This is a genomic window from Pseudomonas sp. Sample_22, assembly GCF_004307635.1.
Taxonomy (GTDB): Bacteria; Pseudomonadota; Gammaproteobacteria; order Pseudomonadales; family Pseudomonadaceae; genus Aquipseudomonas.
Window position 1 is genome coordinate 164960 of record NZ_RCNY01000032.1, and the last position, 26508, is coordinate 191467.

General features: G+C 57.5%; 24 protein-coding genes and 5 tRNA genes. 20 read left to right on the top strand and 9 right to left on the bottom strand.

Annotation, left to right across the window (positions count from 1 at the left end; all coding sequences use genetic code 11):
* Window positions 1-110: 110 nt before the first annotated feature.
* Complete coding sequence (folD, locus tag D8U73_RS08755; RefSeq protein WP_056854741.1) at window positions 111-965, bottom strand: bifunctional methylenetetrahydrofolate dehydrogenase/methenyltetrahydrofolate cyclohydrolase FolD; 855 nt, start codon at window positions 963-965, stop codon at window positions 111-113.
* 274 nt (window positions 966-1239) lie between these two features.
* On the opposite strand from folD, the gene D8U73_RS08760 reads away from it, so the two are divergent.
* The 12 genes from D8U73_RS08760 to D8U73_RS08815 all read left to right on the top strand — a co-directional run bounded on the left by D8U73_RS08760 (window position 1240) and on the right by D8U73_RS08815 (window position 11682).
* Window positions 1240-1316, top strand: a tRNA-Arg gene (locus D8U73_RS08760).
* A 32-nt stretch (window positions 1317-1348) separates the two neighbouring features.
* Window positions 1349-1424: transfer RNA gene (locus D8U73_RS08765), tRNA-His, on the top strand.
* Between the two features lie 57 nt (window positions 1425-1481).
* Window positions 1482-1566 (top strand) — tRNA-Leu (locus D8U73_RS08770).
* A gap of 78 nt (window positions 1567-1644) precedes the next feature.
* Window positions 1645-1720 (top strand) — tRNA-His (locus D8U73_RS08775).
* 399 nt (window positions 1721-2119) lie between these two features.
* Window positions 2120-3430 (top strand): trigger factor, encoded by a 1311-nt coding sequence (gene tig / locus D8U73_RS08780; RefSeq protein WP_130904243.1) that lies wholly within the window; start codon window positions 2120-2122, stop codon window positions 3428-3430.
* Between the two features lie 93 nt (window positions 3431-3523).
* Window positions 3524-4159: an ATP-dependent Clp endopeptidase proteolytic subunit ClpP gene (clpP, locus tag D8U73_RS08785; RefSeq protein WP_053161532.1), complete on the top strand. Its 636-nt coding sequence runs from the start codon at window positions 3524-3526 to the stop codon at window positions 4157-4159.
* A gap of 113 nt (window positions 4160-4272) precedes the next feature.
* Complete coding sequence (gene clpX, locus D8U73_RS08790; protein WP_046032565.1) at window positions 4273-5556, top strand: ATP-dependent Clp protease ATP-binding subunit ClpX; 1284 nt, start codon at window positions 4273-4275, stop codon at window positions 5554-5556.
* A 161-nt stretch (window positions 5557-5717) separates the two neighbouring features.
* A complete protein-coding gene (gene lon, locus D8U73_RS08795; protein ID WP_056854739.1) occupies window positions 5718-8114 on the top strand; it encodes an endopeptidase La in 2397 nt (798 codons plus the stop codon).
* A 149-nt stretch (window positions 8115-8263) separates the two neighbouring features.
* On the top strand, window positions 8264-8536 hold the full coding sequence (locus D8U73_RS08800) for an HU family DNA-binding protein (protein WP_002552737.1): 273 nt from the start codon (window positions 8264-8266) through the stop codon (window positions 8534-8536).
* 53 nt (window positions 8537-8589) lie between these two features.
* Window positions 8590-8667 (top strand) — tRNA-Leu (locus tag D8U73_RS08805).
* 102 nt (window positions 8668-8769) lie between these two features.
* Window positions 8770-10641 (top strand): SurA N-terminal domain-containing protein, encoded by a 1872-nt coding sequence (locus D8U73_RS08810; RefSeq protein ID WP_056854738.1) that lies wholly within the window; start codon window positions 8770-8772, stop codon window positions 10639-10641.
* A 201-nt stretch (window positions 10642-10842) separates the two neighbouring features.
* Complete coding sequence (locus D8U73_RS08815) at window positions 10843-11682, top strand: DUF2242 domain-containing protein (protein ID WP_130904244.1); 840 nt, start codon at window positions 10843-10845, stop codon at window positions 11680-11682.
* A gap of 319 nt (window positions 11683-12001) precedes the next feature.
* Here the strand turns inward: D8U73_RS08815 and D8U73_RS08820 are convergent, their stop codons facing one another.
* From D8U73_RS08820 to D8U73_RS08835, 4 genes are all read right to left on the bottom strand, one after another.
* Window positions 12002-13042: an AraC family transcriptional regulator gene (locus D8U73_RS08820; protein WP_130904245.1), complete on the bottom strand. Its 1041-nt coding sequence runs from the start codon at window positions 13040-13042 to the stop codon at window positions 12002-12004.
* Between the two features lie 3 nt (window positions 13043-13045).
* On the bottom strand, window positions 13046-14176 hold the full coding sequence (locus tag D8U73_RS08825; protein WP_130904246.1) for a nitrilase-related carbon-nitrogen hydrolase: 1131 nt from the start codon (window positions 14174-14176) through the stop codon (window positions 13046-13048).
* Window positions 14177-14422: 246 nt separating this feature from the next.
* Window positions 14423-14833: a hydroxyisourate hydrolase gene (gene uraH / locus D8U73_RS08830; protein ID WP_130904247.1), complete on the bottom strand. Its 411-nt coding sequence runs from the start codon at window positions 14831-14833 to the stop codon at window positions 14423-14425.
* Window positions 14834-14843: 10 nt separating this feature from the next.
* On the bottom strand, window positions 14844-15305 hold the full coding sequence (locus D8U73_RS08835) for a heme-binding protein (protein WP_241664272.1): 462 nt from the start codon (window positions 15303-15305) through the stop codon (window positions 14844-14846).
* 188 nt (window positions 15306-15493) lie between these two features.
* Here D8U73_RS08835 and D8U73_RS08840 point away from each other — a divergent pair, with 188 nt between their 5' ends.
* A complete protein-coding gene (locus tag D8U73_RS08840) occupies window positions 15494-16165 on the top strand; it encodes a heavy metal response regulator transcription factor (RefSeq protein ID WP_056854732.1) in 672 nt (223 codons plus the stop codon).
* Window positions 16162-17532: a heavy metal sensor histidine kinase gene (locus D8U73_RS08845; protein ID WP_130904249.1), complete on the top strand. Its 1371-nt coding sequence runs from the start codon at window positions 16162-16164 to the stop codon at window positions 17530-17532. Before D8U73_RS08840 ends, D8U73_RS08845 begins: the two co-directional genes overlap by 4 nt.
* Window positions 17533-17554: 22 nt before the next feature.
* On the opposite strand, the gene D8U73_RS29660 is transcribed toward D8U73_RS08845, so the two are convergent.
* From D8U73_RS29660 to D8U73_RS08855, 3 genes are all read right to left on the bottom strand, one after another.
* Window positions 17555-17680, bottom strand: a complete 126-nt coding sequence (locus D8U73_RS29660) for a hypothetical protein (protein ID WP_277751158.1) — start codon at window positions 17678-17680, stop codon at window positions 17555-17557.
* A gap of 128 nt (window positions 17681-17808) precedes the next feature.
* Window positions 17809-18681 (bottom strand): class I SAM-dependent methyltransferase, encoded by an 873-nt coding sequence (locus D8U73_RS08850; RefSeq protein WP_130904250.1) that lies wholly within the window; start codon window positions 18679-18681, stop codon window positions 17809-17811.
* Between the two features lie 209 nt (window positions 18682-18890).
* On the bottom strand, window positions 18891-19784 hold the full coding sequence (locus D8U73_RS08855) for an NAD(P)/FAD-dependent oxidoreductase (protein WP_130904251.1): 894 nt from the start codon (window positions 19782-19784) through the stop codon (window positions 18891-18893).
* Window positions 19785-19891: 107 nt separating this feature from the next.
* Between D8U73_RS08855 and D8U73_RS08860 the strand changes: the two genes are divergently transcribed.
* Window positions 19892-20539 carry a TetR/AcrR family transcriptional regulator gene (locus D8U73_RS08860; protein ID WP_130904252.1) on the top strand — a complete coding sequence of 216 codons (648 nt, stop codon included), beginning with the start codon at window positions 19892-19894 and terminating at the stop codon, window positions 20537-20539.
* Between the two features lie 304 nt (window positions 20540-20843).
* Here the strand turns inward: D8U73_RS08860 and D8U73_RS08865 are convergent, their stop codons facing one another.
* Window positions 20844-21302, bottom strand: coding sequence for an Lrp/AsnC family transcriptional regulator (locus D8U73_RS08865; RefSeq protein WP_130904253.1), 459 nt, complete (start codon window positions 21300-21302; stop codon window positions 20844-20846).
* A gap of 129 nt (window positions 21303-21431) precedes the next feature.
* On the opposite strand from D8U73_RS08865, the gene D8U73_RS08870 reads away from it, so the two are divergent.
* The 5 genes from D8U73_RS08870 to D8U73_RS08890 all read left to right on the top strand — a co-directional run bounded on the left by D8U73_RS08870 (window position 21432) and on the right by D8U73_RS08890 (window position 26481).
* A complete protein-coding gene (locus D8U73_RS08870; RefSeq protein WP_130904254.1) occupies window positions 21432-21812 on the top strand; it encodes a Rid family detoxifying hydrolase in 381 nt (126 codons plus the stop codon).
* Window positions 21813-21829: 17 nt separating this feature from the next.
* Window positions 21830-22870, top strand: a complete 1041-nt coding sequence (locus D8U73_RS08875) for a PLP-dependent cysteine synthase family protein (protein ID WP_130904255.1) — start codon at window positions 21830-21832, stop codon at window positions 22868-22870.
* A 22-nt stretch (window positions 22871-22892) separates the two neighbouring features.
* The gene (locus D8U73_RS08880) at window positions 22893-24071 is read left to right on the top strand and encodes a PLP-dependent aspartate aminotransferase family protein (RefSeq protein ID WP_130904256.1); all 1179 of its coding nucleotides are present in this window, start codon (window positions 22893-22895) and stop codon (window positions 24069-24071) included.
* A gap of 126 nt (window positions 24072-24197) precedes the next feature.
* The gene (locus D8U73_RS08885; protein WP_241667812.1) at window positions 24198-25601 is read left to right on the top strand and encodes a Na+/H+ antiporter NhaC family protein; all 1404 of its coding nucleotides are present in this window, start codon (window positions 24198-24200) and stop codon (window positions 25599-25601) included.
* A gap of 16 nt (window positions 25602-25617) precedes the next feature.
* On the top strand, window positions 25618-26481 hold the full coding sequence (locus D8U73_RS08890) for an MBL fold metallo-hydrolase (RefSeq protein ID WP_130904292.1): 864 nt from the start codon (window positions 25618-25620) through the stop codon (window positions 26479-26481).
* Window positions 26482-26508 lie beyond the last annotated feature (27 nt).

The window sequence follows — 26508 nt, forward strand, 5'->3', positions numbered from 1 at the left end:
CATGAAAAAAAAGTTATTTTCCGGCGGATGGTCGAAGCTGCTGCGCAGGCAAAAAAGAACCCCGCCATGGGCGGGGTTCCTTGTGTTGCCGGTCATCTATGCAGCGAGGCTTAGCTGTGCAGGGTTTCGGCTGCGTACAGGGTGTTTTCCAGCAGGCAGGCGCGGGTCATCGGACCGACGCCGCCGGGTACCGGAGTGATCCAGCCGGCGCGGGGCAGGGCGGTTTCGTAGATCACGTCGCCAACCAGCTTGCCGTCTTCCTGGCGGTTGATGCCGACGTCGATCACGATCGCGCCTTCCTTGATCCACTCACCCTTGACCAGGCCGGGCTTGCCAGCGGCAACGACGACGAGATCGGCGCGACCGACGTGGCCAGCCAGATCCTTGGTGAATCGGTGGGTGACGGTCACGGTGCAACCGGCCAGCAGCAACTCCATCGCCATCGGGCGGCCAACAATGTTGGATGCACCGACGACCACGGCATTCATTCCGTACAGATCGGCACCGGTGCTTTCCAGCAGGGTCATGATGCCTTTTGGCGTGCACGGGCGCAGCAGTGGAATGCGCTGGGCAAGGCGGCCGACGTTGTAGGGATGGAAGCCGTCGACGTCTTTGTCCGGACGAATGCGCTCCAGCAGTTTGGACGCGTCCAGGTGTTCAGGCAGAGGAAGCTGCAACAGGACGCCATCAATGGCGGGATCGTCATTCAGGCGATCGATCAGATCGGCCAGTGCTTCTTGAGTGGTTTCGGAAGGCAGGTCGTAAGCCTGGGAAAGGAAGCCGACCTCTTCACAGTCTTTACGCTTGTGCGAGACATAAACCTGAGAGGCAGGATCGCTGCCGACCAGGATCACCGCGAGGCCCGGCGTGCGCAGGCCTTGCTGGCGACGCTCGGTGACACGTTGGGCGATCTGCTGGCGCAGGCTGGCGGCGATCGATTTGCCGTCGATTAGTTGTGCAGTCATTGCGCGTGATTAACCATCGAGAGGGGAAAAAAAGAGAACGCATTCTCGCATGTCATGCGGTGAGGGCAAAGGCGCTTGGTCTGCAAATTCCTCTAACCCCTTTAATTAAATGAATTTTTTTTAAAAAGGATTTGACGACCTTTAGGGCGCTCTATACTATTCGTCGCACTTGTCGGGCACAGCCTAGCACTGGTTGAGAAGGCCGAGCGGAATCAAGGTTCTGCAAGGCTGAAAAGCACTTAGTTTGTAGTCCTTCAAGGGTACAGCTAACAAGGCGCCCGTAGCTCAGCTGGATAGAGCATCCGCCTTCTAAGCGGATGGTCGCAGGTTCGAGTCCTGCCGGGTGCGCCATTAGGCAGCTTTGGCACAAGTAGCGCAATATGGTGGGCGTAGCTCAGTTGGTAGAGCACGGGATTGTGACTCCCGTTGTCGTGGGTTCGATCCCCATCGTCCACCCCATATTTCGAAAGGCGCCAGATTAACAGTCTGGCGCCTTTGCTTTAAAAGCTTCACTCCGCGGATGTGGTGGAATTGGTAGACACACTGGATTTAGGTTCCAGCGCCGCGAGGCGTAAGAGTTCGAGTCTCTTCATCCGCACCAAATAAAGCTTCGATCATGTCGATTGGCAGGATTGAAGTTCAGCAAAGAAGTTGTTTGGCTTCTTTGTTACGCAATATGGTGGGCGTAGCTCAGTTGGTAGAGCACGGGATTGTGACTCCCGTTGTCGTGGGTTCGATCCCCATCGTCCACCCCATATTCCGAAAGGCGCCAGATTAATAGTCTGGCGCCTTTTTTGTTTCAGAAGATCGAGTTTTCAGCGGCTGCAGGTACTGGGTCGCAGGGCAGGGCGTTTCGTCGTATTTATGTTACTCGATGATGCCGTGCTGCCCACCGGCCTTGCTCGCCGGGTTGGCTGTCGGGGAGATGCCTGGTACCGCTTCTATATAAGGAAGGGTTGGTGCAGAGCCCTGGCGTGATTGGTTGTATTTGCCACCGGAGCGAAGTGCATCCGTGCCTTCGCACCTATAAATTGCCTGCTGTTTTTTTACCCGTTTTCAGTGGGGTGACTTCTTGAGTTTGACCCACTAGAATGCATGCCCTTGATTCTGGGGTCGGAAACGGCCGGCTAACGTCTGTGCAACGAGGAATATCCATGCAAGTTTCTGTTGAAAATACTTCTGCTCTTGAGCGCCGCATGAGCATCACCGTGCCGGCTGAGCGCATCGAGACTCAGGTCAACAAGCGTCTGCAGCAGACTGCCCAAAAGGCCAAGATTGCTGGCTTCCGTCCAGGCAAAGTGCCAATGAGCGAAATCAAGCGTCGTTTTGGCGCCGAAGCTCGCCAGGAAGCTGTAGGCGACGTCATCCAGTCTTCCTTCTACGAGGCTGTTGTCGAGCAAAAGCTGAACCCGGCGGGTTCGCCTTCGATCGAGCCGAAATCCCTGGAAGCGGGCAAGGACCTGGAATACGTCGCAGTTTTCGAAGTGTTCCCTGAGTTCACCGTTGCCGGTTTCGAAGGTATCACCGTAGAGCGCCTGAGCGCTGACGTGGCTGATGCCGATCTGGACAAGATGCTGGACATCCTGCGCAAGCAGAACACCCGTTTCGAAGTGGCCGATCGTGCTGCCCAGAACGAAGACCAGCTGAACATCGATTTCGTTGGCAAGGTCGACGGTGAAGTGTTCGCTGGCGGTTCCGCCAAAGGTACTCAGCTGGTTCTGGGTTCCGGCCGCATGATCCCTGGCTTCGAAGACGGCCTGGTTGGCGCTAAAGCTGGCGAAGAGCGTGTTCTGAACCTGACCTTCCCTGAGGATTACCAGAACCTCGACCTGGCTGGCAAAGCCGCTGAGTTCACCGTGACCGTGAACACTGTTTCCGAGCCAAAACTGCCAGAGCTGACCGAAGAGTTCTTCGCTCAATTCGGCATCAAGGAAACCGGTCTGGAAGGCTTCCGCGCCGAAGTTCGCAAGAACATGGAGCGTGAGCTGCGTCAGGCGATCAAATCCAAGGTCAAGAATCAGGTAATGGATGGTCTGCTGGCCACCAACCCGATCGAAGTGCCGAAGGCTCTGCTGTCCAACGAAGTTGACCGTCTGCGCGTGCAGGCTGTTCAGCAGTTCGGCGGCAACATCAAGCCTGACCAACTGCCTGCCGAGCTGTTCGAAGAACAAGCCAAGCGCCGTGTGGTGCTGGGTCTGATCGTGGCTGAAGTGGTCAAGCAATTCGACCTCAAGCCTGACGAAGCTCGCGTTCGCGAAATGATTCAGGAGATGGCTTCTGCTTACCAGGAGCCTGAGCAAGTTGTGTCCTGGTACTACAAGAACGACCAGCAACTGAACGAAGTTCGTTCGGTTGTGCTGGAAGAGCAAGTTGTGGATACTGTTCTGCAGAAAGCTAGCGTGACCGAAAAATCGGTCTCTTACGAAGAAGCGGTCAAGCCGGTAGAAGCTCCACAAGCCGACTGATTGTTTTTGCGCTAAGAAGCACACACCATAAGCCAGCTCTCGAGCTGGCTTATGCGTATTCAAGACATAACTATTTGGGAGTGACTGCAGAGCATGTTCCGTAATTCGTATATTCAGCAGAACTCTGATATCCAGGCCGCAGGCGGTCTGGTCCCGATGGTTGTCGAGCAGTCCGCTCGTGGCGAGCGCGCCTACGATATCTACTCGCGCCTCCTCAAGGAGCGAGTGATTTTTCTGGTTGGCCCGGTAGAGGACTACATGGCCAACCTGATCTGTGCGCAACTGCTGTTCCTTGAAGCGGAAAACCCGGACAAGGACATCCATCTCTATATCAACTCCCCGGGCGGTTCGGTGACAGCGGGCATGTCGATCTACGACACCATGCAGTTCATCAAACCCAACGTATCGACCACCTGTATCGGTCAAGCGTGCAGCATGGGCGCGTTCCTGCTGACGGCCGGTGCACCAGGCAAGCGTTACTGCCTGCCGAACTCGCGTGTGATGATTCACCAGCCACTGGGCGGTTTCCAGGGCCAGGCTTCGGATATCGAAATCCATGCCAAGGAAATCCTCTTCATCCGCGAGCGTCTGAACACGCTGATGGCCAAGCATAGCGGTCGCACTCTGGAAGAAATCGAGCGCGATACCAACCGCGACAACTTCATGAGTGCAGAAGCTGCGAAGGAATACGGTTTGATCGATGAAGTGATCAACCAGCGCCCAGCTTAAAAATAAGCAGCTCAAAATAGGCTTGGTCGGCGCGTCTGATCAGCGGCGGGCTTGAAAAAGCCCGCAATAGCCTTCATCTTGTGTTGCAAGCCTATCGGATTTGGATCGAACGAATGACTGACACCCGCAACGGCGAGGACAACGGCAAGCTGCTCTATTGCTCCTTCTGTGGCAAAAGCCAGCATGAAGTGCGCAAATTGATTGCCGGCCCCTCGGTCTTTATCTGCGACGAGTGCGTCGACCTGTGCAATGACATCATCCGCGAGGAGGTGCAGGAAGCACAGGCCGAAAGCAGCGCGCATAAATTGCCTTCGCCTAAAGAAATCAGCGGCATCCTTGATCAGTATGTGATTGGTCAGGAGCGTGCGAAAAAGGTTCTGGCCGTAGCGGTGTACAACCACTACAAGCGCCTGAACCAGCGTGACAAAAAGAATGACGACGTCGAACTCGGCAAAAGCAACATCTTGCTGATCGGCCCGACAGGCTCGGGTAAAACCCTGCTTGCCGAAACACTGGCCCGCTTGCTGAACGTTCCGTTCACCATCGCCGACGCAACCACCCTCACCGAGGCGGGTTACGTGGGTGAAGATGTCGAGAACATCATTCAGAAGCTGTTGCAGAAGTGCGATTACGACGTGGAAAAGGCCCAGATGGGCATTGTCTACATCGACGAAATCGACAAGATCTCGCGCAAGTCTGACAACCCGTCGATCACCCGGGACGTTTCCGGTGAAGGCGTGCAGCAGGCCCTGCTCAAGTTGATCGAAGGCACGGTCGCTTCCGTTCCGCCGCAAGGTGGTCGCAAGCATCCGCAGCAGGAATTCCTGCAGGTTGACACTCGTAACATCCTGTTCATCTGCGGTGGTGCGTTCTCCGGTCTGGAAAAGGTTATTCAAAACCGTTCCACCAAGGGCGGCATCGGTTTCAACGCCGAAGTGCGCAGCAAGGAAGAAGGCAAGAAGGTTGGTGAATCCCTGCGTGAAGTCGAGCCTGACGATCTGGTCAAGTTCGGCCTGATCCCGGAATTCGTCGGCCGTCTGCCGGTTCTCGCTACGCTGGATGAGCTGGATGAGGCTGCGTTGATGCAGATCCTCACCGAGCCGAAGAACGCTCTGACCAAGCAATACGCCAAGCTGTTCGAGATGGAAGGTGTAGACCTGGAGTTCCGTACCGACGCGCTGAAGTCTGTTGCCAAGCGCGCACTGGAACGCAAGACCGGCGCTCGTGGTTTGCGCTCGATTCTCGAAGGTGTGTTGCTCGACACTATGTATGAAATCCCCTCGCAGTCCGAGGTGAGTAAAGTAGTGATCGATGAAAGCGTTATAGAAGGCAAGTCCAAGCCACTGTATATCTATGAAAACAGTGAGCCTGCTGCCAAGGCCGCGCCAGACGCCTAAGCGTCACGCAGCCGGTACAAAGAAGGGGCCTTCGGGCCCCTTTGCTTTTTGCATGTTATTACACAGTCTTTGTGCTTGTTTTTTTTCAAGGCTGCCCCCATCTTGGTTTCAAGCTTACTTCCATCTGTTTCCGGCCTTATGGCCGCCGTAGAGGCGAAATCATGAAGACAACCATCGAATTGCCTCTCCTGCCATTGCGTGATGTCGTTGTGTATCCGCACATGGTTATCCCGCTGTTCGTGGGGCGCGAGAAATCCATCGAAGCCCTCGAGGCCGCGATGACGGGCGACAAGCAGATCCTTCTGCTGGCTCAGAGAAACCCTGCTGACGACGATCCCGGTGAAGACGCGCTTTATCGCGTGGGTACGATTGCTACCGTCCTGCAGCTGCTCAAGCTGCCTGACGGCACTGTCAAGGTTCTGGTCGAAGGCGAGCAGCGGGGCGCTGTGGAGCGCTTCAGCGAAGTGGACGGCCATTGCCGTGCCGAGGTCTCGCTGATCGACGAAGTTGACGCGCCAGAGCGCGAGTCGGAAGTGTTTGTCCGCAGCTTGCTGTCGCAGTTCGAACAATATGTGCAGTTGGGCAAGAAAGTCCCGGCTGAAGTCCTGTCGTCGCTCAACAGCATCGACGAGCCCGGGCGCCTGGTCGACACCATGGCCGCGCACATGGCGCTGAAAATCGAGCAGAAGCAGGAAATTCTCGAAATCATTGATCTGTCGGCCCGGGTCGAACACGTTCTGGCGTTGCTGGATGCCGAGATCGACCTGCTGCAAGTCGAAAAACGCATTCGTGGTCGCGTCAAAAAGCAAATGGAGCGCAGTCAGCGCGAGTACTACCTGAACGAGCAGATGAAGGCCATTCAGAAAGAACTCGGCGACAGCGACGAAGGCCACAACGAAGTCGAAGAGCTGAAAAAGCGCATCGATGCCGCCGGCTTGCCAAAGGACGCACTGGCCAAGGCCACGGCCGAACTGAACAAACTCAAGCAGATGTCGCCAATGTCCGCGGAAGCGACCGTGGTTCGTTCGTACATCGACTGGCTGGTTCAGGTGCCGTGGAAGGCGCAGAGCAAGGTTCGACTGGACCTGGCGCGTGCAGAAGACATTCTGGATGCCGACCATTACGGTCTGGAAGAGGTCAAAGAACGCATCCTCGAATACCTCGCCGTGCAAAAGCGGGTGAAGAAGATTCGGGGTCCGGTGTTGTGCCTGGTCGGCCCTCCAGGCGTGGGTAAAACCTCGCTCGCGGAGTCGATCGCACACGCCACCAACCGCAAATTCGTGCGCATGGCCCTCGGCGGTGTACGCGATGAAGCGGAAATTCGTGGTCATCGCCGGACTTACATCGGTTCGATGCCAGGAAGATTGATTCAAAAGATGACGAAAGTCGGCGTTCGCAACCCGTTGTTCTTGCTCGACGAGATCGACAAGATGGGCAGCGACATGCGTGGCGATCCGGCATCGGCGTTGCTGGAAGTGCTCGATCCGGAGCAGAACCACAACTTCAACGATCACTATCTGGAAGTCGACTACGACCTGTCCGATGTGATGTTCCTGTGCACCTCGAACTCGATGAACATTCCGCCGGCACTGCTGGATCGGATGGAAGTGATCCGTCTGCCGGGCTACACCGAAGACGAGAAGATCAACATCGCCGTCAAGTATCTTTCGCCGAAGCAGATCACTGCCAACGGTTTGAAGAAAGGCGAGCTGGAATTTGACGCCGAAGCGATCCGCGACATCATTCGTTACTACACTCGCGAAGCCGGTGTGCGTGGGCTGGAACGTCAGATTGCCAAAGTCTGCCGCAAGGCGGTCAAAGAGCATGCGCTGGAAAAACGCTTCTCGGTGAAGGTTACTGCCGACGATCTGGAGCACTTCCTCGGCGTACGGAAATTCCGTTACGGCCTGGCAGAGCAACAGGATCAGATCGGTCAAGTGACCGGGTTGGCGTGGACCCAGGTGGGTGGCGAGTTGTTGACCATCGAAGCTGCTGTCGTGCCCGGCAAAGGGCAGTTGATCAAAACCGGATCGTTGGGTGACGTAATGGTCGAATCGATCACTGCGGCCCTGACGGTCGTGCGTAGCCGTGCCAAGAGCCTGGGCATTCCCCTGGACTTCCACGAGAAGCGCGACACTCACATCCACATGCCGGAAGGGGCTACGCCTAAAGACGGTCCTAGTGCCGGCGTAGGCATGTGCACGGCGCTGGTATCGGCATTGACCGGCATTCCTGTGCGCGCGGACGTGGCCATGACCGGTGAGATCACCTTGCGCGGGCAAGTGTTGGCGATCGGTGGTTTGAAGGAAAAACTGCTCGCCGCTCACCGCGGCGGAATCAAGACAGTGATCATTCCGGAAGAGAATGTTCGCGATCTGAAGGAAATTCCTGACAATATCAAGCAGGATCTACAGATTAAACCGGTTAAATGGATTGACGAGGTCCTGCAAATTGCGCTGCAATACGCGCCGGAGCCCTTGCCGGATGTGGCTCCGGAGATTGTCGCGAAGGATGAAAAACGCGAGTCCGATTCCAAGGAAAGAATTAGCACGCATTAGTACGTATTTGCCTGGGGGGCTTCCTTGACAGCTTTTTAGAGCCCTTGTTATAAAGCGGCTCTTAAGTGTCTGTAGGCCATTCAGCACTCGTTTTTGCTTTCACCAAAAAAACTTAGAATCATACTCAAATAGATATAAGGGGACTTAGAGTGAACAAGTCGGAACTGATTGATGCTATCGCTGCATCCGCTGATATCCCGAAAGCTGCTGCTGGCCGTGCGCTGGACGCTGTAATCGAATCCGTCACTGGCGCTCTCAAGGCTGGCGACTCTGTTGTTCTGGTTGGTTTCGGTACCTTCTCCGTAACTGATCGTCCAGCTCGCATTGGTCGTAACCCACAGACCGGTAAGACACTGGAAATCGCAGCAGCCAAAAAACCAGGCTTCAAAGCCGGTAAAGCACTGAAAGAAGCTGTCAACTAAGTTTGATTCAGGTTTTTGCCTATCCGGGTCGGGGTCAAGCCTGACCTGGCAGCGGAGCGGTAGTCCAGTCGGCAGGTCGCCGGTCCGAGACACCGAGGCTCGCCAGTTCGAGTCATCGGTCCGCTCCGCCAGTTACGAGAAGGCGCATCCTCGGATGCGCCTTTCTTCTATCCGGATTCTACCCACGCTCCACGGTTGCCTAATTTTGAAGTTCAACCGTTTATGGGGGACGCATGCTGCAGAATATCAGGGACAATTCACAAGGCTGGATTGCCAAGACCATTATCGGGGTCATCGTTGCACTGATGGCTTTGACCGGTTTCGACGCCATTTTTCAGGCCACGACCAACAAGAATGAAGCGGCGAAGGTCAACGGCGAAGAAATCAGCCAGAACGAGCTGAGTCAGGCGGTCGATATGCAACGCCGTCAACTCATGCAACAGCTGGGCAAGGATTTCGACGCTTCCTTGCTCGACGAAAAAATGCTGCGCGAATCGGCTCTCAAAGGCTTGATCGATCGCAAACTGCTGCTGCAAGGCGCAGAAAGCTCCAAGTTCGCTTTCTCCGAAGCGGCCCTGGATCAGGTCATCCTGCAAACCCCTGAATTCCAGGTGGATGGCAAGTTCAGTCCAGAGCGCTTCGATCAGGTCATTCGCCAACTGGGCTACAGCCGTATGCAATTCCGCCAGATGCTGGCTCAGGAAATGCTGATCGGTCAATTGCGCGCCGGTGTGGCGGGCAGTGGTTTCGTCACGGATGCACAGGTAATGGCCTTCGCCCGTCTGGAAAAACAGACCCGCGATTTCGCTTCCCTGAACATCAAGGCCGACCCGGCAGCGGTGAAGCTGACTGACGACGAAGTCAAAGCGTATTACGACGAACACGCCAAGGAATTCATGACGCCGGATCAGGTGATCATCGATTACCTGGAGTTGAAGAAGGCTTCTTTCTTTGATCAGGTCAGCGTCAAGGACGAAGACCTGCAAGCGGCGTATCAGAAAGAAATCGCGAACCTGTCCGAGCAACGCCGGGCTGCGCACATTCTGATCGAAGTGAACGACAAGACTACCGAAGCTCAGGCCAAAACCAGGATTGACGAGATCCAGGCACGCCTGAACAAGGGTGAGAAGTTCGAAGCGCTGGCCAAGGAGTTCTCGCAGGATCCTGGTTCGGCAAACAACGGCGGTGATCTGGGTTATGCCGGTCCTGGCGTTTACGATCCTGTATTCGAAAAAGCGTTGTACTCGTTGAACAAGGACCAGGTTTCCGAGCCGGTTCGTACCGACTTCGGCTTTCACCTGATCAAGCTGCTGGGTGTGGAAGCGCCTGAAGTGCCGACGCTCGCCAGCCTGAAAGACAAGCTGACCCGTGAGCTGAAGGCCGCGCAGGTTGAGCAGCGTTTCGTCGAGGCGACCAAGCAACTGGAAGACGCTTCGTTCGAGGCTTCCGATCTGGCCCAGCCAGCGCAGGACTTGAAGTTGACCGTTCACACCTCCGCGCCGTTCGGCCGTGAAGGTGGTGAAGGCATTGCGGCCAACCGTGCCGTAGTCACGGCTGCGTTCAGCCCCGAAGTGTTGGATGAGGGTGCAAACAGCACCGCCATCGAGCTCGATCCGGAAACCGTAATCGTGCTGCGTGCCAAGGAACACCTCAAGCCTGCGCAACTGCCGCTGGAAAAAGTGTCAGCTGCCATTCGAGTGCAATTGACCAAAGAACACGCCAGTGCTGCTGCCAAGACCAAGGCTGAGGAGTTGATTGTCAGTCTGCGCGATGGCAAGACTGCGCTGGACAAGGCGATCGATGGTCAGACCTGGAAAGTGACTGAAGCGGCGACCCGCGCTCAGGAAGGGGTAGACCCTGCTGTGTTGCAAGCGCTGTTCCGCATGCCCAAGCCTGCCAGCAAGGACAAGCCGACGTTCAGCAGCGTGACCCTGCCTGATGGCAGCCTGGTGATCGTACGCCTCAATGGCGTGAATGAAGCAGCAGCACCTACCGAAGAAGAGAAGGCTCAATACCGTCGCTTCCTCGCGTCGCGTGTAGGCCAGCAAGACTTCGCGGCTTATCGCAAGCAGCTGGAAAGCCAGGCCGAGATCAAGCGTTTTTGATCCAGGTTTGAGTTGAGTCTCACAAAAACCCCGGCCCCGAAAGGTCGGGGTTTTTTGTTACATCTGCAACGACGAACGCGCGGGACGTTTGCCAAATATCGGAGTCAACACACCTGTAACTGTTTTAAGACACAATCGTTGCGCCGCTAAGCATCGATCTGTTGCACAATACGCCCCGAACCGTTTTTCTCAGGATGTTCAATGTTTAAATCATTTCCCATGCGGGTTGTCGGGCTGGCGTTGCTGCTGGCCACTGCTGCCGGTTGTTCGTCGAAGAAGACCGCCATCTATGAGCATGAGAATTTCGACGACTCCGGAACATTTTCCCGCAACTATCCGGTGACCGATTCTGCGTCTTGTGAAGCCGCTCGTCGGGCCTTGCTCAGCCAGGGTTACATCATCACCAGCAGCGATCCGAAATTGGTCAGCGGGCACAAGAGCTTCCAGCAGACCGGCGAGACCCACATGGAAATCAGTTTCAGTGTGGTCTGTGCCGAAGATGGTAGCGCCGGGCATCACGCCACCGTGTTCGCCAACGCCTTGCAAGACCAGTACGCACTGAAGAAAACCAACAACTCCGCCAGTCTTGGTGTCGGCGTGCTGGGGTCGGTGTCGATGCCGATCGGTTCGTCGGACGACTCGATGGTCAAGGTCGCGAGCGAAACCGTGACTTCCGCCAAGTTCTACGAGCGTTTCTTTGCCTTGGTCGAGCTGTTCCTGCCCAAGGAAGTAAAGGAAGCGGCGCACATTACCGAGAAACCGAAAACCGATCTGGGCGTTCCTGAGCCCAAGGCTGTACCGGCATCATTGGCCCCGGAAGCCGCCGCAGCGCCTGCACCCGCGGCCGAGGCACCCAAGGCCGCTGAAGTGGCGCCAGCCGCTTCTGAACCGGTAGCACCGCCGCCTGAGGCCGCACCGATCACCACCGCCCCGGCTTCGGAACCCGCCCCTGAGGCGCAAACCATCACGCCGCCTGCCAACCCCAGCGATTTGCCTGCGCCAAGTGAGCCGATTCAGGCGATGCCGGTTACTGGCCAGTAACATTTGCAAACATTGATACAGATCAAGCCAGGCCGCCGTTCGGCGGCCTGAATTAAAAAAGCCGCTGATAAATTCCTGATGCCCTGCTACGTTTTATTCAGAGGCGACGCAGAGTTGTGCCCGCGTCATTTTTCTTTCACACGGGCACCTTACCCTCGGAGTCGCTGATCACTGGGTCAGACGCAATTTCAACAAGCTGTGGGGGATTCGAAAATGGACGATTATCAAGAAGAGCTGCTCGAGTATCAGGCGTTTGAACTGGACCCACTGGAACCTGCCGAAGACGCTACCGAGCTGTAAGCCGTCAAGGCTTGCTGCTTTAAGCCGATTGCCTGTGGCTGCGGCGAAACTCGCCGGGAGTCTGGCTGGTCCAGCGTTTGAACGCGCGTTGAAACGCTTCGGCTGAGGCAAAGCCCAGCAGGTAGGCGATTTCGCCGAACGCCAATTCAGTATCGCGAATGTAAGTCATGGCCAGGTCGCGACGGGTATCGTTGAGGATTGCACGAAATTGCGTGCCTTCTTCGGCGAGTTTGCGGCGCAAGGTCCAGGTGGGCAGCTTCAGGCGTGCCGCCACTTCTTCCAGGTCGGGTTCCCGGCCACCATTGAGCAATGGCCCCAGTAACTGAGTGATGCGTTCACGCAGGCTGCGGGTGCGTGTCAGCTGCTCCAGTTCCTGTTCACACAAGCTCAGCAAGAGGCGCCAAGTGCTCGGGCAGTGCTCCGGATTGCGTTGGGCGAGGCTGGCCAGGCTCAGGCGCAATTGATTGTGTTCGGCACCAAATTGAATTGTGCAGTCGCCCAGCGCGTCGTAGGCGGCGCTGTAGTCGGGTGCTTCGAATTCGATGTCGATGCGTTCGGCGCTCAGTGGGGCAGGGCTCACACTGGACAACTGCTGCAACCAGCCCGCGAGGATAGAATCCACTACGAAACGGTTGTAGCTGTTGTAAGGGCTGATGGAGTAAAAGCGCAGCCAGGCTCCCTGCGGGTCTTCGTGAAAGCTTGAATGGCCGCGATAGTTGGACCCATACAAGGCTTCGAAGCGAATCAGGCAGCGCGCCGCCTCGCGTACCGTGGGTGCCTGGGCTGCCGTGATGCCCGCCAGGCCCGCTTGGCTGAGGCGGCTGAGTTGGCCCATGCGCAAGCCGAGCGCCGGGTTGCCGGTCAACTGAATCGCACCATGTCCCAGACGCATGTAGCGCGGAATCGAAAGGCGCGCACCCGCTTCGCTGAGGCGGGCCGTGTCCAGGCCGTATTGCTCGAGCAGGGGCTGGGGGTCCGCATCGAAGCTGCGCACGGCGTCCGCCAGGCTATGAACGAAGCCCACCGATAAATCGCCGAGACGCATCGGCAATGGTTTCATGGCTTACAACCACAGGTTCAACAAACGCGCGCCGCGGGCATTGTCATCGGCAAAGTGTTGGCCGTTGCGGCTGAGAAAACTTTGCCCGGCGCTGGGCTGATCCCAGAACTGGCCGCGCAAGAACACGCTCATGCCGGCGATAGCCTGGCTGGAGGGCGCTTGAGTGGTCAGGGTCAAATGGTGCCACGCTTGGCCTTCGCTGAGCTCCCCGGGCTTGAGGCTGACAGAGCCGGGTGTCGATGAACCTTTGTAGCCGCGCCATGGTTGATCCCAGGTGCCCCGGCCGACAACGAACGCCGGGACCGCGACGAGTTGTGCCCGTTCAGCGTCGAGCTTGCGGTAGTTGTCCGGGTACCAGCTGTCGCTGCCGATCAGCACGCCCAGACGCCCGGCCGGGGTGTCGACGACATTGAGCGCATGTTCGCCATTGGCCTTGATCGCATCCCGCTGTTCAAACACCGGATGCATCTGTCGCTGCGGCTGACCGATGGGCAAACCCTCGCGGCTGAATACCACACTGCTGTTATACAGCGCGCCGCGACCGATTTTCAGTGTGCCGTCGATGACGCTGGGCTCGGGCAACACGATGGAGCCAGCCACCAGTGTCACGTCGAATTCTTTCGCCAGCCCGCCGAACAGCGCCTGATAGTCCTTGGCCATCCCTTTGGCTTTCATCCGCAAGTGAGCATCGTCCAGACGGCTGCTACCCTCGGCGCCGATCAGTGCCCGGACGAACTTCAACGGATTGCTCACGGCCAGCCAGTTCATGGCCTCCTTGAGTGTGGTGGCCTGGTACAACTCATCCTTTTCGCCGCTGACCATCAGCCACGTGCCGATATGCTCCGGCAGCACGACAATGGTTTTCGCATTCAACAAACCTTGATCCCGAGCCTTTTGCAGGTAAGCGGCGAGCTTGCGGTGCAAGCGTTCCGGGCTTTGATAGTCGGTTGGAAACAGCTCGGGCTGGATACCCAGCAAGTTGCCCCGATCAGCGGGCTGGCCCTGATCGACAGCGAGATCGATGCGCAGGTCCGAGAGGTAATGGCCCATCGGGCGATCGGCGGCCCACATGGCGTAGGTTGTGAGGGCGGCGACCAGCGCCATGGATAAAGTCAGGTACAGAAGTTTGCGCATGGGGGAACAGTCAACGGCCGTATAAGGGCATGGTTTTTCAGTATGGATAGTATCGAAGGCTACGGCAAATCAATGGGTTGGTAAAAAATCCAGACAATCAGGGATATTTCCCTGCCAGTTGCCCCAAGTTGTGCACTCGGTCATCGCACAGGTTTCAATGCCAAAGACAAAACGGCAACGCCGCCCCTTGGGGCGGCGTTGTGATGTATCGGTGCGCAATGAAATCGCTTGAGTATCGCTTATTCATCAATTCCCACGGTAGGTGGAGAAGCCATAGGGGCTGAGCAGCAATGGGATGTGGTAGTGCGGGACGGTGCCGTCCACCTCGAAAATGACGGGTACTTCCGGAAAGAAACTGGACGTCTTATGTGCCTTGAACCACTTACCGGTCTTGAAGGTGACACGGTAAGTTCCTTTCTCCAGACCCCGACCTTGCGGATACAGCCCGGTGATGCGGCCTTGCTCATTGGTTGCCGCGCTGTTGAGCAGGTCCCAGGTTTTTCCATCCTGTTTTTCCAACGTGACGTTGACTCCAGGGGAGGGCAGGCCATCCTGCAAGTTGAGTACATGCACGCTCAATGGATTGGCTGCCGCTGCCGCCAGGGTTGAAAGGGCACTCAATACAGCGCCAACGAAGAAACTTTTCAATACAGTCATGGTGATGTCCTTAGTTTTTAACGGCAGGTAAAACTTTGTTGATAGCGACCACTGCACAACCTTCATCGTTTGCAGCGCCACCCGCACCGGCCACTCCGATGGCGCCGATGACCTCACCATCGAATTGCAATGGCACGCCTCCGCCGAGCAGCAACAGCTCATCAAGGGTGTTGAGGTTTTGTGCATCTGGATTAGCGCGAGCGCGTTCGGTTAACAACCGCGTCGGTGTCTTGGTCGACAGCGCGGTATAGGCTTTGCGTTGCGCGGCTGACGTGTTGTGCGGGCCAACATTGTCATCGCGTTGCACGGCAACCAGATTGCCGCCACGGTCAACAACGGCGGCAACGGCTGTGCGCCCCTCGGCGTGGCAAGCCGTCAGCGCGGCATTAAGCAAATCGTTGGCCATTGCAAGTGACACGTCCTTGCGCTGCGCAACCTGATCCGGGGCTGCAACGGCGAACGCAGAGCTCATTGCGAGTGTGAGCAGCAATGAAGTCGATAGGCTTGTAGGCATGCGGTTTCCTTGGCTGAGTCTGTTTGAGTCATTGCCAGACATCATGACCAGTGCACCCCGTCAGAATGATTGCCTGCGGATTACCAATATGTAATGTGAGAATTCAGCGAAGCGGGCTAGCCTGTGCTCCAGTTTTGGAGGAAAAAATGCGTATCCTGGTGGTTGAAGATGAAACGAAAATGGCGGATTACCTGCGCAAAGCCCTGACTGAATCAGGCTATGCGGTAGAGATCGCTCTTGACGGGCTGGACGGCCAGCATTTGGCGCAGGAGAGTGAGTTCGACCTGATCATTCTGGATGTCATGCTGCCAGGGCTGGATGGCTGGCAATTACTGCAAATCATCCGGCGCAAATGGCAGACTCCAGTGCTGTTCCTCACCGCGCGCGACTCGGTTGATGATCGGGTCAAAGGGCTGGAGTTGGGGGCCGATGATTATCTGGTGAAACCTTTTTCCTATGCCGAGTTGTTGGCCCGCGTACGCACTTTGCTACGCCGTGGTCCGCCTCGCGAAGTCGAGCATTTTGTGGCTGGCGACCTGAGCCTGGACTTGTTGCGCCGCAAGGTCATGCGCAACGGAGAGCGCCTCACCCTTACCAATAAGGAATTCGCCCTGCTGCATCTGCTGCTCAGTCGTGAAGGGGAAGTCCTGTCGCGCTCGCTGATTGCCTCCCAGATCTGGCAGATGAACTTTGACAGTGACACCAATGTGGTCGATGTCGCCATCCGTCGACTGCGAGCCAAGGTTGACGATCCTTACGCGCTGAAGTTGATCCACACAGTGCGTGGTATCGGTTATATGCTCGAGGTGCAATCCTGAATCTGTATCCGCGCACCCTGAGCCTGCGTCTGGCGATCATGTTCGCACTGGTCAGCGGGCTATTGCTGGGCTCCCTTGGTTTTTATCTTTATCAATCGTTACAGCGAGAAATTGCCTGGCGCGATGACCAGGCCCTGCTGGGGCGGCTGGAGCGCATGCAAGCATTGATCAGCGATAGCGACAGCATCGAGCAACTGCGAGGGCGGCCCAAGCTCTACGAAAACATGTTGGGCAATAACGACAATCTGCTATGGATCGTCGATGACACCGGCAAGGTGTTGATCGAAATCAACCCAGTGCGTATGACCTTGCCAACGCTGCCGGCTGCACCCCAGGCTCGCCTCGGTGACGGTCACGCGCCTGAATCAGTGCGGCTTGCCTGGCGGGATGTCATGCAGGGTGATCGCGGCTTGACCCTGATCGCTGGCAAGTTGTTGAGTGAGCGCGACCAGATGCTGGGTGCTTATCGACTCAAGCTCTGGTTGGCCATGTCCGTCGGTGCGCTGTTGGCTTTTGCATTCGGCTGGTGGGTGAGTCAACGAGGCTTGCACCCCGTGCGCCTGCTGGCAAAACGCGCCGCCGGAATTGACGTGCAGCATTTGCATCTGCGGCTGGATGAGTTCAATGAATTGAATGAACTCAAAGTGCTCTGTAATGCCCTCAACCAAATGCTTGCCCGCCTTGAGGATGGATTCGCCCAGCTTTCACGTTTCTCGGAAGACCTGGCCCACGAGATGCGAACCCCGCTTGGCAACCTGATGGGACATACCCAGCAAGCCCTGAGGCGCAGCCGCTCTATCGAGGACTATCAGAATCTGCTGGTTTCCAATCAGGAAGAGTATGAAAGGCTGGCGCGAATGATCGACAGCATGCTGTTTCTCGCTCGCACCGAGCAGCCAAACGCTGGCGTTAAATTTGAGCACATCAACCTGCACGATCTGGTTGAGCAGCTATGTGAGTATTTCGAAGGCGTGGCCCAAGAGCGAGATGTGCAGCTGCTAAACCTGGCCCGGGATCAGTTGCTGGGTGATCCAGACTTGATCCGTCGAGCATTGGCTAACTTGCTGGCCAATGCCTTGCGCTACGCAAATCCTGCGTCTGCAGTGACGATCAGCAGCAGAGTTTCTGAGCACAAGCTAAAAATCACGGTGAATAACCAAGGGGAGCCGATTGCCGCAGAGCATCTTCCACGATTGTTTGAGCGCTTTTATCGATGCGACCCGTCACGTAATCAGCCCGACGATTCCGGGGGACTGGGGTTGGCCATTGTTCGCTCAATCATGCAACTGCATGGCGGTTGTGTAGCCGTTGAAAGCACTGAAGCGGGTACGAGCTTTCATTTGGAATTTCCCTTGAAAAGCGCTTGAGCGGTCTTCGCTGACATTCAGCTTAGTCGTACATGCGTTGAATGTACTGGCCACTGACGCAGTAGGGTTTTGAACCCAGGTATTCGCCATCGGCGTGCATGACCGTGCCCAGTGTATTGGGGATTTCGACCCAGTTGAAGGCGTCCATATAGATCCGAGATGTTTAGCCGACAATGGGTGTTGTAGCGAATGACCGCATATGGCTGTGGAGTCAACCGGTCGACGAAACAGATCGGCAAAAGACGCCTCGATCCACCGAGCGGGGCTTCTTTCGGTTTAATCCCTGTTAACTGCAGGATTGAGTGCCATGACGATCCACGCCGCGCCGTTGATCATCACAGACCGTTTCCCGGGGAAGCCCGCGAAGGCGGCACGAACCGCGGTCGAGGCACGGGCGCGGATGTCGTCAGGTTGATCAGCGAGCACAAGCGACAGCGGGCCGCCCTCGAACGCCATCTTTACCGCGTCGTCGATCGCCGCGTCCCGCGTCTCGCCCTCGCCGAACGGGATGGAAGCATCGAAGGGCGTGATAGTGACATCGGTGAAGCCGGCTGATGTCAGAATGCGTGCCACCCGCTCCTGGTCGCCGAACGAAAATGGGCCGGGCGCTTCGGGGGCGGGCGGGGTGATCGGCGGGACGATCCCCCTGATCGCGCCCATCGGCAAGCGCACCCAATCGTTCTCGGCCATGCCGCGCCAGCAGACGAAAGCGACCCGCGCGCCCGGCTTGAGCGCACGGCGCATATTAGCGAACGCCGCCGTCGGATCGTCGAAGAACATCACTCCGAAGCGCGAGAACAGGATGTCGAACGCGCCTTCGGGCAACTCGGTGCTGCTGGCGTCGGCCACCTGGAACAGGGCCGGCGTATCCTGCGGCGTTAGCGCGCACGCTCTGCTGATCAACGGTTCGGATATGTCCACGCCTAGCACATGGCCGCCCGCGCCAACGCAGTCGGCCAGATCACGAGTAGAGGTCCCCGCGCCGCAGCCGACGTCCAGTACGCGTTCGCCCGTGGCGGGCGCGGCTGCTTCGATCGCGGCCTGGCCGAACACCGCCATCATGGCATCGAGCCGAGCCTGGTTGGCGACCCAGTACTCCCCGCTTTGACCATTCCAGTCGGCGACTGGATATGCATTTTGCTCTTTCATGTGATGTCCTTGTTCTGATTCGTTTGTAACTAGGAGTGGTCGGACGAGACGCTGATGCTGGCTTCGGAGCATCTGGTTTTTTGACATGTGCGTCTTCTCAGGCACCGGGTGAACTGCGGGGCTAGCCGTCCAGTCGGTTTTCGATGACACCGGCCCGCACCCTTCAGAGTCCGATAGCCCGTGGCAACCGGGTAAGGGAATCTATGTCCTCAAACCAACATCGATTGTTGGGCGAAGATACCCGCCATCGCGCCCTGCGATGATGCCAGGGTGACCGAGGGCAAGAAGGGTGTGGCGAGGTCGCCGGCGGCGTAGATGCCGGGCATGCTGGTTTCGCGGCGCTCGTCGACCTTGAGGACGACGCCCACGGGTGTATCCACCGTGGCGAGGCCCAGTGATTCATGCAGGCTTGCGGACGGCTTGTTGCGTGGATGCGCGAACAGGATGTCGAGCGCGACATTGGGGCCATTATCAAGCTTGACGATGGCATTATGTCCCCCGAGATGGGTGATTTCGATGATCCGGCCATCGACGACAGGTATATGGCGGCGCGCCAGATCAGCCTGGATATCGGGCGGAATGTCGTGGCCATCGGCGAAGACCGTCAACGTGTCCGTCCAATCGTGGTACAGCCTGACATAGTTATGCGACTGCGGGCCGGACCAGACGAGGCCCCAATGCTGGCCGGCGACTTCAAAGCCGTCGCAATAGGGGCAAGGCACGATAGATGTGCCCCAGCTTTCGGCAAAGCCCGGAATATCAGGCATCTGGTCGACGACGCCATAGCTCAGGATCAGGCGGCGCGCCCCAAGGCTTTCGCCATCGCCAGTGAGGACGGAGAAATGGTCAATGGCTCCGGAAACGCTGTCGGCCCGCGCATTGACCAGCCTGATCGTGGGATAACGCGTAAGCTGCTGCCGCGCCTCGGCCAGGATTTCCAACGGTGGCTTGTGATCGTGACCGAGCAGGCCGTGCGAGTGGCCGGCGAAGCGATTGCGCGGCAGGCCGGTATCGAGAACGGTAACCTTGCGGCGGGCACGGCCGAGCTGCAGGGCGGCGGCGATGCCGGCAAAGCTGCCACCGATGATGATGACGTCATTCATGGTGATGGACTCCGCGTTGTGGACGAAGGGAGATTGGTTTGTATGTTTAGGATACTCCTGAGTACCCTAATTTAAAAATTGGAATACTGTCAAGTACTGGAAATTTTATGACCGAAAACAGTCAAGGCCGGCGCGGCCGGCCCGCTAACGAGGCGCTTGGCCAAACGATAGTGGATGCCGCGTGCGAACTTTTTGTGGAATTGGGTTTTCAAGCGACGACAATGGACAAGGTCGCTCAGCGGGCGAAGATATCCAAGCTAAGCATCTATAGGCACTTCGAGAACAAAGAGGCGCTGTTCAGCGCGGCCATCGCGGCCCACTGTCATCAGTTTGCACCACAGGCCCTTTTTGAAGGCTTCGATGGTTCGGCCGAAGATCAGCTGATGGCGGTGGGATCAACCCTGCTTCGCACTCTGTTGAGCCCGGACGTGCGGAGTGTCGAAGCCATGATCATGGCCGACAAGACTAATCAAAAATCGTTAAGCAAGCGTCAATACGAAGCCGGCCCCGCCTATGTCATCGCCCAAATAGAGACCCTGTTGCGTCAATTGCATGCGAAGGCGGTTCTGAACGTGCCTGACCCACTGCGGTCCGCCCGCTTGTTTGCCGCGCTTTTCAAAGGGTCTGATCTGTTGATTATCGCGCGCTTCGATGAGGCGAGAGCAGAGGACGACAACGAAATCGAATACTATTGCCGGTCGGCCGTCGACATGTTCATCGCCGCGCACGGTGGCAACGACCATGCGGGCGAATAAGCATTTGATTGCTCCGGGCAGCTTGGCTTCGGCCAAGGTGGCATAAATCAAGACAATTTATCTTTTTTCCAACGATAAAAGACGCTCGCATTTACCGCGGTCCAAGCATCCAGCCTGGATGCGGTCGACTGCTCTCCGGTGGTGGCCGTGTCCGAGTTCAGGTGATCTGAAATCCGGCTTTTTCAACAGAGTCGGACGATTCCTGCCAGGTGGCCGGAGGAACTGCGCAGGCAAGCCGGAAAGAGATTCATTGTAGAAGCAGGCTTGACCGTTACCGCAACGGTCTTATGAAACGTTTGCATGATCATCGAGGTAATGGCAGTTCCGTGGTGTATTTGATCTGCTCCATCGCAAAGCTCGAAGTGATGTTGGACAGCCCCTCGGTAGAGGTAATCAGTTTCTTGTAAAAGCTGTCATAGGCCGTGATGTCGTCGACCACCACCCGCAGCATATAGTCCCACTCGCCGGACATCCGATAGAACTCCATCACTTCCTCGAACTGCATTACCGTCTTGGCGAAGGTCTCCAGCCAGAGACTGTCGTGACGCTGAGTCTTCAGCTGCACGAACACCGATAACCTGAGGCCTAGCCGGACCGGATCCAACAGGGCCACCTTGGCCCTGATATAGCCGCCTTCCTCGAGCTTCTTCATGCGCTTCCAACAAGGAGTGGTGGAGAGGTTGACGGCCTCGGCGAGATCCTTCAGGGAAAGAGATGCATCGCGTTGTAAGAGCGAGAGGATATGACGATCAAAACTATCCATTCTACTTAACATCCTAATTTGTAGAAAAATTTTCTATAAATTACGTTGAATCATAGCAAGAAGAAAATCTTTTTTTCGCCGGCCAGAAGTAAGATTTATCCCCATACAACCTGCCCGGAGAAACCCGAGATGAACAAGAAAATCATCGCCACCCCCGTTGCCCCTCAGGCGATCGGCCCCTATTCGCAGGCTGTAAAATGCGCAGATACCCTTTACGTTTCCGGCCAGATTGCTCTCGACTTGCACATGCAGATGGCCGACGGCATCGAGGCGCAGATTCGGCAAGTCTTCGCCAACCTTGAGGTCATTCTCGAAGAGGCCGCGATGAGCTTCGCCGATGTAGTCAAACTGAATATCTACCTCACTGACCTGAGCCACTTCGCCCTGGTTAATGGGGTGATGGAGGAGCTGTTCGCCAAGCCCTATCCGGCGCGCGCGGCGATCGGCGTCAGCAGCTTGCCGCGAGCAGCGCTGGTGGAAGTGGACGCGATCGCTGTAGCTGCATGCTGAGCCGGAGTCAGACCACGATGAATTACTGGATCCGCACGGCCATCAGGAGTATTTCCTGCGACCTGCTACGTTCCGCCGACACCCACATTCACAAGCTGGACATTCCGGGCTTGAGGGGCGTCGACATTTATCTCAAGGACGAGAGCACCCATCCCACCGGCAGTCTCAAGCATCGGCTGGCACGCTCGCTGTTCCTGCACGCCATCTGCAGCGGCAAGGTCCGCGAGGGCACCCATGTGGTCGAGGCCTCCTCGGGTAGCACGGCCGTGTCCGAAGCCTATTTCGCCAAACTGCTTGGCCTGCGCTTCACAGCGGTCATGCCGCGCAACACCGCCAGCAAGAAAATCGAACAGGTCGAGCAGCTCGGCGGACACTGCCACTTCGTCGATCACGCGTCCCATGTCTATGCCGAGGCAGAGCGCCTGGCGCGCGAAAGTGAAGGCCACTACATGGACCAGTTCACCTACGCCGAGCGGGCGACGGACTGGCGTGGAAACAACAATATCGCCGACAGCATCTTCCAGCAGATGGCCGGCGAGCCGCACCCCGTTCCCCACGCAATTGTCATGAGCGCCGGCACCGGCGGCACCTCTTCGACCCTCGGCCGCTACATCCGCTACAAGGGCCATGACACCCGGTTGATCGTGGTCGACCCGGAAAACTCGGTGTTCTATGAAAGCTACCGCACCGGCGACTCATGCCTCACCAGCGACCATGGCAGTCGCATCGAAGGCATCGGCCGCCCTCAGGTTGAGCCGTCCTTTCTGCCGGACGTGATCGACGACATGCTCAAGGTGCCTGACGGGGCCAGCATCGCCACCCTGTACTGGCTGGAAAAGCTACTCGGCAAGAAACCCGGCGGCTCCACCGGGACCAATATGTGGGGCGCGCTGAGCGTGGCGTTGCAGATGCAGGAGCAGGGACTGCAGGGGTCTATCGTGACCCTGATGTGCGATAGCGGCGAACGCTATCTGGACACTTATTACGACCGTGACTGGGTCGCGCGCAGCATTGGCGACATCACACCCTATGCCAAACAACTCGATCGCTTTCTATAGCCCACGCAAGGCCACCCAGACCATGAGCCAGACCAGAAACAAATTTTCCACCGAGGTGATCCACGCCGGCGAACAGGCGAGCTACGCCGACAATACGCTCTTCCCGGCCCTCGTCACCTCAAGCTCATTCAGCAAGCGCGGCCTGGACGACAATCCGCAGTACGCCTACGGGCGGGTCGGCAACCCCACCCGTCATGCCTACGAGACTTGCATCGCCAGGCTGGAAAGCGGTCATGGTGCGACGGCCTGCGCCTCTGGCATGGCCGCAACTGCCAGCGTGCTTGAGCTACTGCCCAAGGACTCCCATGTGATCGTGATGGCCGGCGTTTACGGCGGTACCTTCCGCCTTATGCAGGACTACCGCAGCAAGACCTCCGGGCTGCAGGCCAGCTATATTGACCTTAACGACCTTGAGGCACTGGCGGCCAGCCGCCGCGAGAACACCCGGCTGATTTGGATCGAGACACCGACCAACCCCTTGTTGCAACTGGTGGACCTTGTGCCAGTGAGCGAGTTTGCCCGCGCCCACGGCATCCTGACCTGCGTCGACAACACCTTCTGCTCGCCCTGGAACCAGCGTCCTATCGAATACGGCGTAGACCTGGTGATGCACTCGGCGAGCAAATACATAGGTGGCCACTCCGACCTGATCGGTGGCGTGGTGGTGGCGGCTGATGAGCAACTGTTCGCCCGCCTGCGCGCTATCAGCATGGCCATCGGTGCGGTTCAGGGGCCGTTCGACTGCTACCTGGCCCTGCGCGGGTTGAAAACCCTTGATGTGCGCATGGAGCGCCAGTGCAGCAATGCGGCAAAGATCGCCAGCTACCTCAGCACCCACCCACAGGTCGAGCAAGTGTTCTACCCGGGGCTGGAAAGCCATCCGCAGCATGCCCTGTGCAAAAGCCAAATGCGCACCGGCGGCGCGGTGGTCTCGCTGAAACTTGCGGCAGACCGCAAGGCAATGCCCCGGTTCATCGAGCAGCTGTCGATCTTTGTGCTGGCCGACTCCCTGGGCGGGGTGGAAAGCATGATCAATCACTCCTACAGCATGTCGCACAATTCCTTGAGCCATGAACAGAAGATCAGCCTCGGCATCACCGAGAACCTGGTCCGCCTGTCCATTGGACTGGAGCACGTCGACGACCTGATCGCCGACTTGAAGGCAGGCTTCGAGCGGCTGCGCGACACCCGCGTCGACTGACCGAGATTCCCGATCCCCTCAGCCTCCAGGGTTCAGCAAGCCTTGGAGTCAGACGCTAACAAAACCAACAATAAGCAATCCAGAAAGGGTGTAAGCAAGATGTTTGATTTCGGTATTTGGACCATCATGCCCCCGATAGTGACCATTTTCCTCGCGGTGTTCACCCGCCAGGTCATCTTGTCGCTGCTCGCAGGGGTGGTTGCGGGTTTTTTGGTTCTTTCGAACTTCCAGATCGGCAACGGCCTGGGCAGTTCGGTGCAAGGCATGGTGGATGTGTTCAAGTCTGAGGGGGCGGTGAAAACCATTCTCTTCGGTCTGATGGTTGGCGGCGTCATCCATCTCGCCCGCATCACTGGCGGCATGGAGGGGCTGGTCAGGCTGCTGACCGACAAGGCGCGCATCGTTAAGGGCCCGGTCAGCTCACAGCTGCTGGGGAGCGCTATCGCCGGGCTGATCTTTATCGAGAGCAACCTCGCGTTGCTCACCGCCGGCACCGTGACCGGCGGCTTGTCGAGCAAGTATCGGGTTTCCCGTGAACAGATGGGCTACGTTATCCAGAATACTGGCCTGAGCGTATGGTCATCCGTCCTGTTCAACGGCTGGGGCGCAGCAATGATGGGAGTGATCGCAGTGCAAGCCGGTAAGGGCTTCATCAGCGGAGAGCCATTCAGCATCCTGGCGCACGCCATCGTCTACAACTTCTTCGCCTGGATCACCTTTGCCTTTGTCCTGCTCAGTATCTTCACCCGTTTCTCCTTTCCCGCCATGCGCCGCGCCAACATGCGTGCAGCCCAAGGTATCGAGTTGCGCGAAGGTGCCATACCTCTGGTGACAGAGCTCAGCCCGGTACAACAAGGCCGAGCGCCTTGTACCTCAAACCTGTTGTTGCCGTTGCTGGCGATGATCGTCAGCGTACCAGTGGGTCTGTATATCACCGGTGACGGCAGTATCAGCAAAGGCTCGGGCTCCACTGCAGTGCTCTGGGCGGTGCTGGTGGGTCAGGTGGTTGGGGCGATCCATTACATCCTGGTCAAGCGTGTGTTGAGCGTGGACCAGTATTTCCGCGAGCTGCTGATTGGCTACCAGTCGATGGTCCCGCTGGGTGTGGTCATGACCCTGGCCTTTCTGATCGGCAATGTGTGCGGCGAACTGAACGTTGGCGGCTACCTCTCGGAGCACATCAATGGCTATGTGCCGATGAGCTTGAGCGCCGCCTTCGTGTTTATCGTTGCCGGTGTGATTTCCCTGTCAACCGGGACGTCCTGGGGCACCTTCTCGATCATGATTCCAATCGGCATCCAGATCGCCGCGGCCTCAGGGGCCGATCCCTACTTGATCATCGGTGCAGCCATCTCAGGTTCGATTTTCGGCGACACCGTTTCACCGATCAGCGACACCGGAATCGTGACCTCGATGGCCACTCGCAACGACCACATGGACCATATGAAAACCCAGCTGCCGTACTGCCTGGCTGCGGGGCTGGTTGCGCTGCTGCTGTACATCGCAGCAGGCGTGACCCAAACGAATTGAGAAGGGAAAAATGACGATGCCGTTTAACCTTGAACCTTTCTTCGACCCCGAGAGTTGCACCTATAGCTATCTGGTCAGCGACCTAATGACTCGTCGCTGCGCGATCATCGACCCGGTGCTCGACTACGACGCTGCCGCCGCGCGCATCTCCTACGCCAGTGCCGATCTCCTGGTTGAGCAAGTGCGCGACAACGGGCTTGTGCTCGAATGGATTCTGGAAACCCACGTGCACGCCGACCACCTCTCGGCCGCCCGCTACCTGCAAGGGCAACTGGGTGGACAGATCGGCATTGGCAATCGCATCCCTCTTGTGCAGGACACCTTTGCCAGGCTGTTCGACGCCGAAGATGGGTTCAGGGTAGACGGCAGTCAGTTCGACCGTCTGTTCGCCGATGGCGATACATTCCACATTGGCGCGCTGTCCGTCCGGGTGCTGCACACTCCCGGTCATACGCTGGCTTGCGTGAGCTATTTGATCGAAGATGCGGCATTCGTTGGCGACACCCTGTTCATGCCCGACTGCGGCACTGCCCGCTGCGACTTTCCCGGTGGCGACGCTCATCAGTTGTACCGCTCGATTGGCCGACTGTTCGAGCTGCCAGGCAATACCCGCCTGTTCATGTGCCACGACTACAAGTCCTCCAGTCGTGACCAGTACTGTTACCAGACTACTGTTGCCGAAGAGCGCGCGCTCAACATCCATGTTGGCCAAGGCGTCGATGAGGCTGGTTTCGTCACCCTGCGCACAATACGCGATAAAACCCTGGGCCAGCCCAGACTGCTGTTGCCGTCAGTTCAGATCAATATGCGTGCCGGCGAGAGCCCCCCGGCGCAAGCCAATGGCATCAGCTACCTGAAGACTCCGCTCAATGTGTTCTGAATCGCTATTTAGCGTTCAGGCAGCACG